Below are 13,005 nucleotides of genomic sequence, written 5' to 3' on the forward strand. Positions count from 1 at the left end.
TTATCGTATGATAGATTACAATAACAAAACTTTCAAATCCCTGTCCAACAGTACCAATGGCGAAGTTTCGGAAGAAACCGTCTTTAAGTATAAGCAGGAAGGGAATGTTTTGTCCGGGTCGTATTCAGGTGGGGGCATCCAAAAAGGGAATTTGATCGGGACCGTAGATGAGCATGGAGTCATTAAAATGAAATACTGTCATATCAATTCCAAAGGAGAGATCAAATCCGGCAAATGCACTTCTAAGCCAAGCCCGTCCACCAGTGGTAAAATCAGGCTTCATGAGCAGTGGCAGTGGACTTCTGGTGATTTTTCCAAAGGGGAGTCGATAATTGAGGAGGTTTAGGGAATTACCGCCTACCACATAAAAGTTAAATCAAAAATCAGTATGATATCATTAAAATAGGGCTATTTTTAGCAAAGGTATTCTATGGAATGCTTCGTAAAAATTGATTTACAATTTTGTCATTGAGGTACAAAACAACTTATCTTTACGCCCATGGCTATGAATATCGTAATTGCGGGGGCTGGTGATATGGGATTTCATCTTGCAGAATCACTCAGCTACGAGAACAAGGACATTACTCTGATCGATACGGACAAGGATATTTTGGAACATGTCGCCTCAAGGCTAGATGTGCTTACCGTGATGGGGGATTCTGCATCCATCGATGTCCTGAAAAATGCCAATGTGAAAGATGCCAATATGGTCATGGCCGTCACTACTTCGGAGAAAACCAATATCGTGACTGCGATGTTGGCGAAGCAGTTAGGGGCTAAGCGGGTGATTGCTCGGGTAAGAAACCATGATTATTTGTTAGAGGAAAATGTAGCATATTTTCATAATTTGGGCATTGATGATATTATTTCTCCCACCATGCTTTGTTCTGGAGAGATACATCGCATGGTAAAGAACTCTACTTTTTCAGATATTTTTGAGTTTGAGGAGGGGAAAATCAACGTCATGGGAGTGATTTTAGACCAGTTTTCGTCATTGGTAAACAAAAGGCTTTCCGATACGCGGACGATGTCGATTTTCGAAGATGTACGGATCATTGCAATTGTACGGGATCAGATGACGATTATTCCCGGCGGAAATACCATGCTCCGAAACAATGACCACGTTTACTTTGTATCCAATAAGAAAGCCAGTGAATCCATTGCCCAGCTTACTGCCCAGCGTGAGATAGATATTAAAAACGTCATGATTATCGGCGGCGATGACTTGGCGTTTACTTCAGCATTAAAGCTTGAGCCAGAATATAAGGTGACGTTAATTCATAATGACAAGGAGCGATGCAAGTGGCTTTCAGAACGGCTGCATTCCACACTGGTCATAAACGGTGATTATAAAAATATCGAGTTGTTGATAGAAGAGGGGCTGGAGGAAATGCAGGCTTTTTTGGCCTTGACAGAAAGCTCGGAGACCAATATTATCACCAGCCTCAGTGCCAAAAACCACGGCGTTTACAAGACCATTGCTCATGTGGATACGCGGGAATACATCCATATTTCACATAGCATTGGGGTGGATTCATTGATCAATAAAAAATTAGTAGCGGCCAATCAAATCGCCCGACACCTGAGAAAAGGAAAGGTAGAGGCCATTTCAGGCATTTATGGGGTAGATGCCGAATTTATCCAATACGTTATATCCAAAAACAACCGGCTTACGAAAAAGCAATTAAGAGAGCTTCATTTTCCGGAAACGGCAATCGTAGCAGGAGTGATTCGTGGAGATGCCGTTTTTATTCCTGATGGTGATTTTAAATTGCAGCTGAATGATAAGGCAATAGTTTTGGCCCTTCCTTCTGCAAAGTCCAGTCTGGAGAAATTATTTAATTAGCCTATGATTCATTATAAGGCGATTGCAAAAGTCATGGGAGGGTTATTGATGCTGTTGGGCTTACTGATGCTCCCCGGTATCGCATTCAGTTTCTACTATAAAAGTGGTGACCATATGCCACTGATTTATTCGGCCTTTGTGTCCATGGCCATCGGAGGACTCTTGTTTTTCTCTTTTTCCAAGGAAGACCAAAATATTAGAAAGCGTGAGGGATATTTGATCGTGGCATTGAGTTGGATTTTTATGTCCATTTTTGGAATGTTACCTTACCTGGTGAGTGGAACGCTTACCAATTTGTCAGATGCGGTTTTTGAGACAGTATCAGGTTTGACCACTACTGGGGCTTCTGTCTTGAATGATATAGAGGCACTGCCAAAAGGTATCCTGTTTTGGCGGAGCATGACACAGTGGATTGGTGGATTGGGCATTATCGTCTTGACGGTAGCGATTTTTCCATTATTGGGCATTGGTGGCATTGAATTGTTTGTAGCCGAATCCCCGGGGCCGACTTCAGATAAGCTGCATCCGCGAATTAGGGAGACGGCCAAGAGACTATGGTATGTTTATGTGGGACTTACCATCCTTTGTGCAGGATTGTATTATATAGGTGGAATGGATTTTTATGATGCCGTTAACCACTCGCTTACGACGTTGGCTACAGGTGGTTTCTCTACAAAAAATGCCAGTATGGCCTATTTTGATGTGCCGTTTATCCAGTATGTTGCCATTCTTTTTATGTTTTTGGCAGGAACCAACTTTACGGTAATCTATTTTGGGATAATGGGCAAGTTTGATCGGGTCTGGAAAAGTGATGAATTTAAAGCCTACGTTTTGGTCGTTGCTTTGATCATCGTCGGATTGACCGTGCCGGTGTTTCTTGCCAGTGGATTTGGGTTTGAGAAGGCATTTAGGGATACGGCCTTCCAAGTAGTTTCGCTCATTACCACGACAGGATTTGTGACGGCGGATTATACCAGTTTTGGTCATGGCCTAACCATTTTGTTCTTTCTGCTTCTTTTTGTGGGGGGCTGTGCGGGATCCACTGCCGGGGGAATTAAATTTATCCGGCACCTTACGTTCTTTAAAAATACCCTCTTGGAATTTAAGCGGATCGTTCACCCCCGAGCGATAGTGACCTTGAAAATCAATAATGAACGCGTCACGGGCAAAATCATCACCCATATCATGATATTTTTATTGATTTATTTGATGGTGTTTGTCGTGGGAAGCGTGCTGCTGTCCATCGTAGGATATGATATGTTGACCAGCTTTGGGGCGGTGGCCACTTGCCTTGGAAATGTGGGGCCAGCAATTGGTAATGTAGGACCACTGGATAATTTCTCCTTCTTTGATCCTTTTACCAAAGTTTTCCTGTCTGCTATTATGCTATTGGGCCGATTGGAATTGTTTACTATTTTGGTGCTCTTTACGCCCTATTTTTGGAGGGCAAACTAGTGAAGGAATGAACTTGTTGGAGATAAAAATCCTTTTAGTACAAATGCTATTCTAAAACCAAACTTATTTTTCTTCGCATGGAAATAGATTACCAAATCATTTCAGTTTTTACTGATCAAAATCGAGGTTATACAGGAAACCCTGCAGCAGTGATCCTATTGGATAAACTTCCCGCCGAAAGGGATATGCAGAGTATTGCCAAAGAACTCAAACAACCGGCTACAACCTTTTTGGCTAAGGAACCAGGAGAGGACCGTTTTGCCATCAGGTGGTTTGCGCCAGATGCTGAGATTGGCCTTTGCGGACATGGCACGGCAGCTGCGACTGCTTATTTGGGGCAAAAAAAGAATGGTTTCGGAAAGTTCACCTTCGTTTATCCTGAAGGAAAACTGGAAGGTGAATTAAATGCTGACCAGACCGTATCCATCAGCGCTCAGTCGATTGCCGTCATAGAAGAAATTACCGAATTCCCAGAACCCATTTTAGAAGGGTTAGGCATTCCTTTGCTGGCCATGTACCGAACGGATAATAAACATATCATCTTGGCCAAATCCGAACAGGACATTGCGAAAATGGATCCTGATTTTGAAAGGTTGTCCCAATGTGACATCTTCGGGTATGCTGTAACTGCCCAAGGTGAAACCGTGGATTTTGTCAGTCGGACCTTGGTGCCTCATACGATGCAGCAGGAAGATCATGCCACAGGATCTTCTCATGCGATGCTGGTGCCTTTCTGGGCAAAGCGATTGGAAAAGAAGCATCTAAATTCCTTACAATTAAGTAAAAGGGGAGGGGCTTTTAAAGGAGTGTTGGCTGATAGCGGAATGGTGACGCTTACCGGTACTTTCCAGATCGAAAAATCAGGTAAGCTTTCATTATAGGATCAAGATATTTTGCCACGGATAAAAGGATGAACACAAATTTGCAATGCCTTAAACATCCGATCTGTATTTATCAGCGTTCATTCATGGCCAAAAAGAAACTAAAGATGGCATAGGACGAAATAGGCTAGTCCCTACCTTTTCTGCTTGATCCTTTTTATTGCCGACTATTTCAGTTCCCAAATTGAAAGTGATGCAAAAAAAGAAGGCTGTCTAAAAATATTTTTACATCATCGTGTTCATTGCGACAGAGAATCATTATCATGAATTGGTTTGTACGTTAGGATTCGATGAAATGATCTTTTCACTTTCGCAAAGTGACAATAAGGTGTGATGATTTAGACAGCCTTTTTATGAAATAACTTAACTGTGTGTATCTACACTCAGCGGGAGTGCTCCAAGCGATTTTAGCTTTATCACTTCACCATTAGCGGTTGGGGATAATCTTGACAATACCTGTACCTTGAATACCCACATAGATATGGTTATCAGGACCAATTTTGACATTTCTCAATCGGCCTGCCCCGTCCATCAGTTTGGTTCTTTTGGTAACTTGCTTGCCATCCAATGAAAGCATCTCCAAATACTGAAATTTCAACGATCCTACCAAGAGGTTACCAGCCCATTGGGGATACGTTTCTTCAGGTACCAGGGCAAATCCACACGGAGCAATCGACGGCACCCAATAATAAAGTGGCTGCTCCATCCCTTCTTTGCTGGTTTCTTCAGTAAGAATGCTGTCATCATAGTTGATGCCATAGGACACTACTGGCCATCCGAAATTGCCTCCTTTTTCTACAATATTGATTTCATCCCCCCCTTGAGGGCCATGTTCATTGACCCAAATTTCATTGTAGACCGGGTGGAAAATCATTCCTTGTGGATTGCGGTGGCCATAAGAAAAAATTGCCTTTTTGGCATCTTCTTCATTGAAGAATGGATTGTCATTAGGAATGCTGCCATCATCATGTATCCGGTATATTTTACCGCCATCTCGTGTGATGTCCTGAGGGTTTACATCCCTTTCACCTCTTTCACCAATTGAAAAATAGAGGTATCCCTCTTCATCGAAAGCCATCCTTGAACCAAAATGCTGTCCTTTGTCCGTATTTGGAGTGGCTTTATAAAGCACCTCTTGGTCGGTTAAGCTATTGCCATGAAACTTGGCTCTCATTACCGCTGTATGGGCGCCATCCTCTTCTCCTTCTCCTGAAGAATAGGTGAAGTAGATCCAGCCATTGGTAGCGTAATCTGGGTGCAGAATGATGTCCAAGAGCCCTCCTTGGCCTTTGGATACGACATCAGGTGTGCCGGGTATGATCTTTTTCTCGCCATCTTTAGCATAAATCAGTTCACCGGCCTTTTCGGTCACCAAAATACCACCATCCGGAAGTAAGGCCATGCCCCAAGGATTATTGATGTCTTCCACGATTGTCTCGGTCGTGTAGTTTTTGGGATCGTCTTCGATGGGTGGGGTATTTTCCCTCACTTCTGGACGTTTGTCTTGTGCGCAAGAAACACTGCCAACTAATATAAGTGCAAATATGACCAAGGGTGGAGTGACTGATAAGCTTGCAATAGGATTTTTCATTTCAATAGGTTTGTTTATCGTTTGATCTTTGATTTATAAATATAATCAATATAAAGTGTAAAAGTTTTCTGATAAAAAAGATGCTGAGGAAAAATATATATAAGTAGCAAAAAACCAAGCCACTTGCATAGGCTATCCATGAAAAACCGCACATCAATGATCATGAATATTGGCATAAATTGTATCTTTAGAATTGTATGATATCGATGCCTTAAAAGAAACCAACTATGAATATAAAAGTAAAGCTTAGTTTGTTGGTAATGTTGATTTTCTCTCTTTCATCTTGCAACGAGCTGACTGATTCCCTCTATGAAGATAATGTGCTGACCTACGATCTACATACCGTAAGCACTGAATATGGTTATACTGGTGAAGTGATATTTAAGGAGTTTTCCAATGGTAAAGGGGTAGAGGTAACCATTCAGCTTTATGGTGATGCATCGGAGGATGAATATTATTTTCCCGCCCATTTGCATTTCGGAGCCTATGAAGCTGGAGTGGATGCTGGTATGGCCAGTATGCTGAATGGAGTAGATATTCGACCCCTGCGAAGTGTAACAGTGCTTGAAGGCTACAGCCTTTCTGAATTAATGCAGGATGATTATCATATCAAGGTTCATTTGGCATCTTCAGGACCAGAGTATAACGTTATTTTAGTAGCTGGCAATGTAGGAAAAGCAGCCGGTCAGTGATCATTATTTCAATTAAAAAAGCCCCGTTTTCGAACATAAAACGGGGCTTTTTTAATTACTAAGCTATGACAATTTAGAATATGACATCAAAGTCAATATCCAAATCGCTTTCGCCCCCTGCCTGAACAAAATTTTCCCAGCTAGGGTTATCGGCACCTTCATGATTTTTGTCAAGATCATGACGTAATACCAAGTTAAAGATACCGTTTTCACTGCCTGCATTTTCGTTAACGGTTACATAGCCCATAAGGCCAATTGGATTCCCATCTTCGTCTTCGTCAGCGTAGGCATATTCCAGAAAACTGGTGTTGCCTATAAATGCACTTCCTACAAAGAAAAACTGATGGTGATCGCCTTCTTCTTCGATTTCTTCCGTTACATCTTCGTTGGCGATTCCATTAAAAGCTGTGATCTTCAATAAATACCTTTTTCCAGACACTAGTCCGTCGATATCATCGATGACCACATCTCCACCTAGCCCTAAGCCCTCGTCAGAGGAGGCATTGTATTCCATGGCAGACCCGATGATGTCATCGTTTTCATCCACTTCTGTGAAGGTAAGGGATACATTTGTGATGACTTCTTGATCCAGTTCAGGAACTGGATCATCTTTACTGCAGGACAGTAAAGCAACTGAAACCATTGCTATTAGGGTTAAAACTGATAGTTTTTTCATGCTCGTTAAAATTTAGATTAAAATTCATATTTAAGCCTTAGCGTGAAATTCCTTCCCATTTCATGGGTGAAATACCTAAAGCGGTTCATATAATCTTTATACTCCGTATTGAAAATATTGGTTATCCCTAAACTTCCTTTTAAACTGGACTTTTCTTTGACCAATAGGTCTCTGCTGATCCTTGCAGTCCACAGGTTGTAGCCGGGGGGAGCAGGAGCCAGGTCAACATCCGGTTCCCTTCTTTGTTTGGCGACTGACAGGTGGCTAAGTTCCAGTTTGCCAATTTTATCTGCTTGGTAAACCAGCCCTGTTTCCAATCGATCGGTAGGGATGAAGGGGAGGTAGTTTTGGTCCGTAAGGTTTTTGGCCCTTATCAAACTTCCTTTGATAAACCATTCTAGGGAGGGGAGAATCGTGTAATCCGTGGTCAGGTCAATGCCCCAAAAACCGGCGTCCGTTTGCAGGTATTCAAAGACATTGAACGTTCCTCTGAGCGAAACATATTCTTCGCCGGTAGGATTAAGGTAGATGTAATTGTTTATTTTATGGTAATAGCCCGTAAGCTCCGCATTTAACTTTTCACTGCTGTAATTGACGGTGTTTACCCACTTGAGGGCCTGTTCACTGACCAAGTTGGGATCGCCGATTTCTACGGCAGCAGCACCATGGTGAAGGCCTTGGCTAAATTGCTCATTGATATTTGGAGGTCTCCATGCCGAACCTAGATTCGTGGTCAGGAGCCAATTTTTATTTAAACTGTATCCCGCACCTAAAAAGGCAGTGAAATTTTGAAAGGTGAAATCCTGCTCATCCAATTCTCCTTGGTTATAGCGTGCTGCATCTACATAACGATAGTCAAAACGGGCCCCGCCCTCAAGTTCTAGAGGACCTTTGGTATATTTTTCGATCATGAAAGCGCCAAGATTAACCATGTCATAGTTTGGAATGAGTGGTGTGACACCGGTTCCGGGGATGTTATTGTTTGCTTGCTGCAAAGCACTTATCCCGATAGAACCATTCCAGTTTTTGCTCGAAGGATGCTCGTAGTTTATATCAAGTGTATTGGTGAAGAGCTCTAGGTCAAGTGCTGCACGGTCATTCAATTCACCTCTACGGATATCAAATTCTTGCCGATTGTTTTGCTGGAATGCATATGTAAGATTAATGACACCGTCGTTATTGAGGTGATAATGTCCTTTTGCTTTTAAGAGTTGATGGGTGACTTCCTGTCTAGGGTTTTCAATGTGATAGGTGAAGTCAGGATTAGAAAAAGGCCTGCCATTCGCGATTAATTCCTCCAAGTCAGACGAATTTCCAGTATGTGAATCGCTCAATATTCCTATTGTGGTGGCGAATCTGCTGTAAAAGAGCTCCATTCCCAACTTTTTGGAATTATAGCCTACTGCCCCAGAAAAGTTTAATTCCTTCATGCCGGTATTGTCCTGATAGTAGGCAGGGGATTTGATATTTCCACCTATCCTTGAGGAGGCCTGGATACGGTAACCAAACCCCTCTAGGTCCTTTAGTCCTCCTTCAAAGCTAAAAGCAGCTGCACCATTCCAACCGTTTGATCCTCCTACCAAGGTGGCCGTTCCTGATGTTCCCGCAGCGACAGGAAGTTTTGGTGGGGTAACCAATATGACACCGCCCATGGCTTCCGACCCAAACCGCACGGTTTCGGCGCCTTTTATCACTGAAATATCCTCTGCCATAAAGGGATCTACTTCAGGAGCGTGCTCTCCACCCCATTGTTGGCCTTCTTGTCGAACTTCGTTGTTGAGGATCATGATACGGTTACTGTGCATCCCATGGATGACAGGTTTGCTGATATTAGCCCCAGTGGTGAAGGTCGTGACTCCCGGAAGTGCCTTGAGGGTTTCACCGAGGTTTCCGCCGCGATTTTCGTCCAATAGGTCCTTGCCCAAATGGGTAATACTATTCAGGGTATTAACAGCATCCTTATGCCCGACGATTTCCACTCCGTCAATCAGGTAATCTTTGGATTCCAGCCTAATGGTCATGTTTACATTTTCGTGAACATTAAGCTGAATGTTTTTACTTGCATACCCCAAAATTTCAACATTTAGTTCATAATGGCCTTCGCAGATGTCACGGAAATGAAAATTGCCATTGTGATTAGTGACTGCGCCCTTTTCCAACTCTTTTATCCAAATGTATGCCCCTTCGACCGGTTCTTGGCTTTCTTGGTCGATCACTTTCCCTTTTACATCAAAAGCACATTTTACCTGTGATAATGCGGGAAGGCAATTTGCTGCAAAAATTAGGACAAGGATTACTCTAATGAACATTTTGATCATGAGGGGACAAATATAGTGCAATAACGTTGCCTAATGCAATTAGGTTTCATGAAAAAGGTAAACGATGCGAACGAAAAAATCCCGCCATTACCAATCTAGTAATGGCGGGCCTACTGTAATAGTGCCTTGGCTTAGTTAATGTTTTTAACATTCTTACTCATGCCCATGCTCCAAACTATGTTTTTTTAAACCTTATTATGCATGGCGGTCATAGCTTAAAGCTCAAATCATTAGCTCATTAATTATCATATACGGGCTTATTGCCTCCAAAAGCTCGAAGATTGTAAGTAAGCGTCAACATAAAGAATTGATTTAATACGGCTGTTCTTTCCGTTTCAATATATACATCCGTGACGCTTCTATTGATACTGGTGTTTTGGTTTAGCAGATCAAATACAGTCATTTTTAGTTCCAGGTTTTGGGTTGGTGGGAAGCGATAACCAAAGTCTGCATTCATCAGCCATACCGATTGATCATAAGCTTCACCCAGCCCGATGTAAAACTGGTTGTTTACATTTGTACTGATGAAGAATCCTTTCCAGAAGTTCCAGTACAGATCCAGACGTGTTTCCTGCGAGTAGTATTCTGTATTTCTGTTTTCTTGAATGGAGCTTTTGACCAAGTTATAGTTACCAGAGGTACTTACATTGAAATCGAGTTTTTCTCCTACGTTACTGCTAATGCCCACTCCCTGGCCGAGCCCAAGGTTATGGTTGTTGTTAAGTTGGTCGTTAATGAGGCCTGGGGTATTGGAATACCTGATCCTGGTGTCCAGGTTAAGATTGCTTTTCATGAAGTTTAAAGGAAAACCAAATGAAATGCTGGTGTTGGCATTCCAAGCCCTGCTGAGGTTGACAGGCATGCTTAATTGCCCCCCTTGTCTTAAAAGTACATCGTTTTGGATAAGGGTGTCTTGCGACGCAATAAACGTGCTGGTACCCATGAAATTATTGCGCAATCCGGCAGAAAACCACATGAAAAACGATTTTGAATTTTCCAGGTTGATTTTACGGATACGAGAAAATATGCGGTGTTCATATTCTTGCTCTAGGTTCGGATTACCCATTGAGATTTGCAATGGATTGCTGTTGTTAATGACATCCTGTAATTGACGGACGGAAGGGGCATCGGTATCTGTCCGATAGCCGAAGCGAATGCTGAGCGATTTGTTTGGTTCATAATCGACGTACAGTCGTGGAACGAAGTTCTTAAATGTCCTTTTGGTATTTTCGTATCCAGGAAATAAGCGGTCACTGTTAAGTTTGGCGACCTCATAGTTAAGGGAAGAAAATAACCTCCAAGTTTCACCCGCATATCGATAGCCCAAACTTAGTTCTTGGCGCTGATAATTATTTTCGAACTTATTGCTCAGTGTACTGTCCCTTTCGAAGATCGTAGATTCCATTTCCCGTTGGGAGACGTCTTGTAGATTGTCACTTTTGTCGTTCCCTATTTCATATTCGATTCTTAATTGGGAATGCTCGCCGATTGGCTCTGTATACTCGATTTCAGCTTCATATTCAAAAGAACCATTTTCGTTGCTGGTTCTCTGGATCAAGCTATCCAAATTACCACTTTGGTAATTTTGGTTTACTGAGATGAGCCTGGATTCACTTTTATTATCTCGATAGCCTGTTTCGATACTGGTGGAGATGGTTCGGCCAGGTTTGTTGAATTTATAGCGATAGGTAAAATCATTATCAAACCTGAGTCCTTCATTGGTGCTTTCCGTTGCGTTTACCGTTTCACTGATCGGTGTGGATTGATCATATAGGTTAACAGCGGCTAGCCGATTGGTGGAATTTCCTTTTTCATAGGAAAACCGCGGTCTCCAGATAATAGCATGTTTTTCGGTGATGTCATATTCCAACTTCATGTTTATGCGGTGAAGTTGGCTGTTGTTTTCTTCGTGTCGTTCTTCATCATAAAACTGCAAACTATCACTGGGAAGGATGTATTCCCGCGTCGACATCCTGTTAAGCACATTTTCGCTGTCGTTAAAAAAGTAGTTTCCGGAAAATCTTGCTTTACCATCATCGAATTTGTCTGTAAAATTAGTACCTACTGCATTCGTTTTGGTAATACCCGGACGTTCTCTGACTGTAATGTCATCACTGTCCCGTCTTCCCCATCCTCGGCTATTTCCGGATCCAAATGCTCCTGTAAGATCATCTGCAGAAAAGTTTTGCTGGTTAATATTATTGCTCAGGCCGAGCAACGATAGACGCTGAGCCCCTTCAAAAAAATGGACGGCACCGCCTGCCAAATAATTGTCATCCGTACCATATCCTGCAAATAATTGTCCAAATTTTCCGCCGCGGGTTTCTTCTTTGGTGATAATATTGATGGTTTTGATGGTTTCACCATCATCAAAGCCTGTCAAGCGTGCCTGATCACTTTTTTGATCAAGAAACTCAATTTTATCAATCACAGCTACAGGTAAATTTTGCATGGCCATGGCTGGATCATCTCCGAAAAATGGCTCACCGTCCACCAGAACCCTACCAACAGTTTCACCTTGGACTTCGATGGTTCCGCCATTCATTCTAACACCTGGCATTTTTCTGACCAACTCACCTGCACTGGCTTGGGAACGTGTTTTATAAGCATGCGCATTGAAAGAAACCGTGTCTCCCTTTACTTCCCCGGTCATGGCCTGCCCTTGGATTTCTACTTCCTGCAGTTGATTGGCATCTTCTTCCAATGCGATGGTTCCAAAGCTAGAAAGATCACTATTTTCAAAATTCTTGCGTAAAGTTTTATAACCAATAAAGCTGATTTCTAATGTGAAGGTGTTTTTGGATGGTTTGGTGATTTTAAACTCACCATTTTCGTCTGTATAGGCGTTGGATAGCGTATTGTTATCTTGATCTTTTAAGAAAATGTAAGCTCCGGGAAGGGTTTCGTTGGATTCCTTGTCCACTACCTTTCCTTGGAGCATGTTCTGTCCTAGAACATTTCCGCACAGTATCATAAAGAAAAAAAGTAAGAGGTAGGTGTTGCGCATAGTGTTGTATTTGAGTAAGTTAGGATTGTTTTTAGTTGATACCTTATATTATATTAGACTACTAAATTACGTAAAGGTTTACCTAAAGACCAGTTTATTCTATGAGTGGAAAGTTATTAAGTTGAGTGGGTAAATTTTAGGGTGGAATTTGATGAATGAAGGAAGATTTTGTCAAATGGAGTTGAACTGGTTGTTTGATGCTGTATTCTTCCTTGGTAATATTCTTATCAATTATGCCAATGCATTAAAAGAGAGAATTATTGGGTTTATAGACTTACTCGATGGTGAAGGGATTGTAGGTGATTAAATGAAACGGCTCCCCTTATTTGATTTTCCCGATAGCATCGTAAGTAGGAGAAAGGTTAATAATTATTTTCCGGATAGTACTGGTGGAAATGATGGGGAAAGACTAGGTTTTGGGTTAAATATCTACATTAATGTATTATGTTTATTTTAAAACGTTGATTGTATACAATAAGTGCGTGTTAGTATCATATTTAAGTAGTATGTTATATTCGTTTTTTTATTTGATTTTTTTT

General features: G+C 41.9%; 10 protein-coding genes. 6 read left to right on the forward strand and 4 right to left on the reverse strand.

Going from position 1 to position 13,005, the window contains the following annotated elements; genetic code table 11:
- The first annotated feature begins 7 nt into the window (after positions 1 to 7).
- From ECHVI_RS14715 to ECHVI_RS14730, 4 genes are all read left to right on the forward strand, one after another.
- Positions 8 to 346: an avidin-fold protein gene (locus ECHVI_RS14715; RefSeq protein ID WP_041739886.1), complete on the forward strand. Its 339-nt coding sequence runs from the start codon at positions 8 to 10 to the stop codon at positions 344 to 346.
- 153 nt (positions 347 to 499) lie between these two features.
- Entirely contained in the window at positions 500 to 1,846 is a 1,347-nt protein-coding gene (gene trkA, locus ECHVI_RS14720; protein ID WP_015266806.1) for a Trk system potassium transporter TrkA, read from the forward strand.
- 3 nt (positions 1,847 to 1,849) lie between these two features.
- Positions 1,850 to 3,301, forward strand: coding sequence for a TrkH family potassium uptake protein (locus ECHVI_RS14725; protein ID WP_015266807.1), 1,452 nt, complete (start codon positions 1,850 to 1,852; stop codon positions 3,299 to 3,301).
- A gap of 77 nt (positions 3,302 to 3,378) precedes the next feature.
- On the forward strand, positions 3,379 to 4,182 hold the full coding sequence (locus ECHVI_RS14730; RefSeq protein WP_015266808.1) for a PhzF family phenazine biosynthesis protein: 804 nt from the start codon (positions 3,379 to 3,381) through the stop codon (positions 4,180 to 4,182).
- A gap of 427 nt (positions 4,183 to 4,609) precedes the next feature.
- Here ECHVI_RS14730 and ECHVI_RS14735 read toward each other — a convergent pair whose 3' ends face one another.
- Entirely contained in the window at positions 4,610 to 5,773 is a 1,164-nt protein-coding gene (locus ECHVI_RS14735; protein WP_015266809.1) for a PQQ-dependent sugar dehydrogenase, read from the reverse strand.
- A gap of 227 nt (positions 5,774 to 6,000) precedes the next feature.
- On the opposite strand from ECHVI_RS14735, the gene ECHVI_RS14740 reads away from it, so the two are divergent.
- Positions 6,001 to 6,465, forward strand: a complete 465-nt coding sequence (locus tag ECHVI_RS14740; RefSeq protein ID WP_015266811.1) for a hypothetical protein — start codon at positions 6,001 to 6,003, stop codon at positions 6,463 to 6,465.
- A 73-nt stretch (positions 6,466 to 6,538) separates the two neighbouring features.
- Here ECHVI_RS14740 and ECHVI_RS14745 read toward each other — a convergent pair whose 3' ends face one another.
- The 3 genes from ECHVI_RS14745 to ECHVI_RS14755 form a co-directional block, all read right to left on the reverse strand.
- A complete protein-coding gene (locus tag ECHVI_RS14745; protein WP_015266812.1) occupies positions 6,539 to 7,141 on the reverse strand; it encodes a hypothetical protein in 603 nt (200 codons plus the stop codon).
- A 17-nt stretch (positions 7,142 to 7,158) separates the two neighbouring features.
- The gene (locus tag ECHVI_RS14750; RefSeq protein ID WP_015266813.1) at positions 7,159 to 9,459 is read right to left on the reverse strand and encodes a TonB-dependent receptor; all 2,301 of its coding nucleotides are present in this window, start codon (positions 9,457 to 9,459) and stop codon (positions 7,159 to 7,161) included.
- A 238-nt stretch (positions 9,460 to 9,697) separates the two neighbouring features.
- Positions 9,698 to 12,433, reverse strand: a complete 2,736-nt coding sequence (locus ECHVI_RS14755) for a TonB-dependent receptor (protein ID WP_245553333.1) — start codon at positions 12,431 to 12,433, stop codon at positions 9,698 to 9,700.
- Positions 12,434 to 12,617: 184 nt separating this feature from the next.
- On the opposite strand from ECHVI_RS14755, the gene ECHVI_RS23715 reads away from it, so the two are divergent.
- Positions 12,618 to 12,773 (forward strand): hypothetical protein, encoded by a 156-nt coding sequence (locus ECHVI_RS23715; protein ID WP_157501441.1) that lies wholly within the window; start codon positions 12,618 to 12,620, stop codon positions 12,771 to 12,773.
- The last annotated feature ends 232 nt before the right edge of the window (positions 12,774 to 13,005 follow it).

The organism is Echinicola vietnamensis DSM 17526 (genome assembly GCF_000325705.1).
GTDB classification, from domain to species: Bacteria; Bacteroidota; Bacteroidia; order Cytophagales; family Cyclobacteriaceae; genus Echinicola; species Echinicola vietnamensis.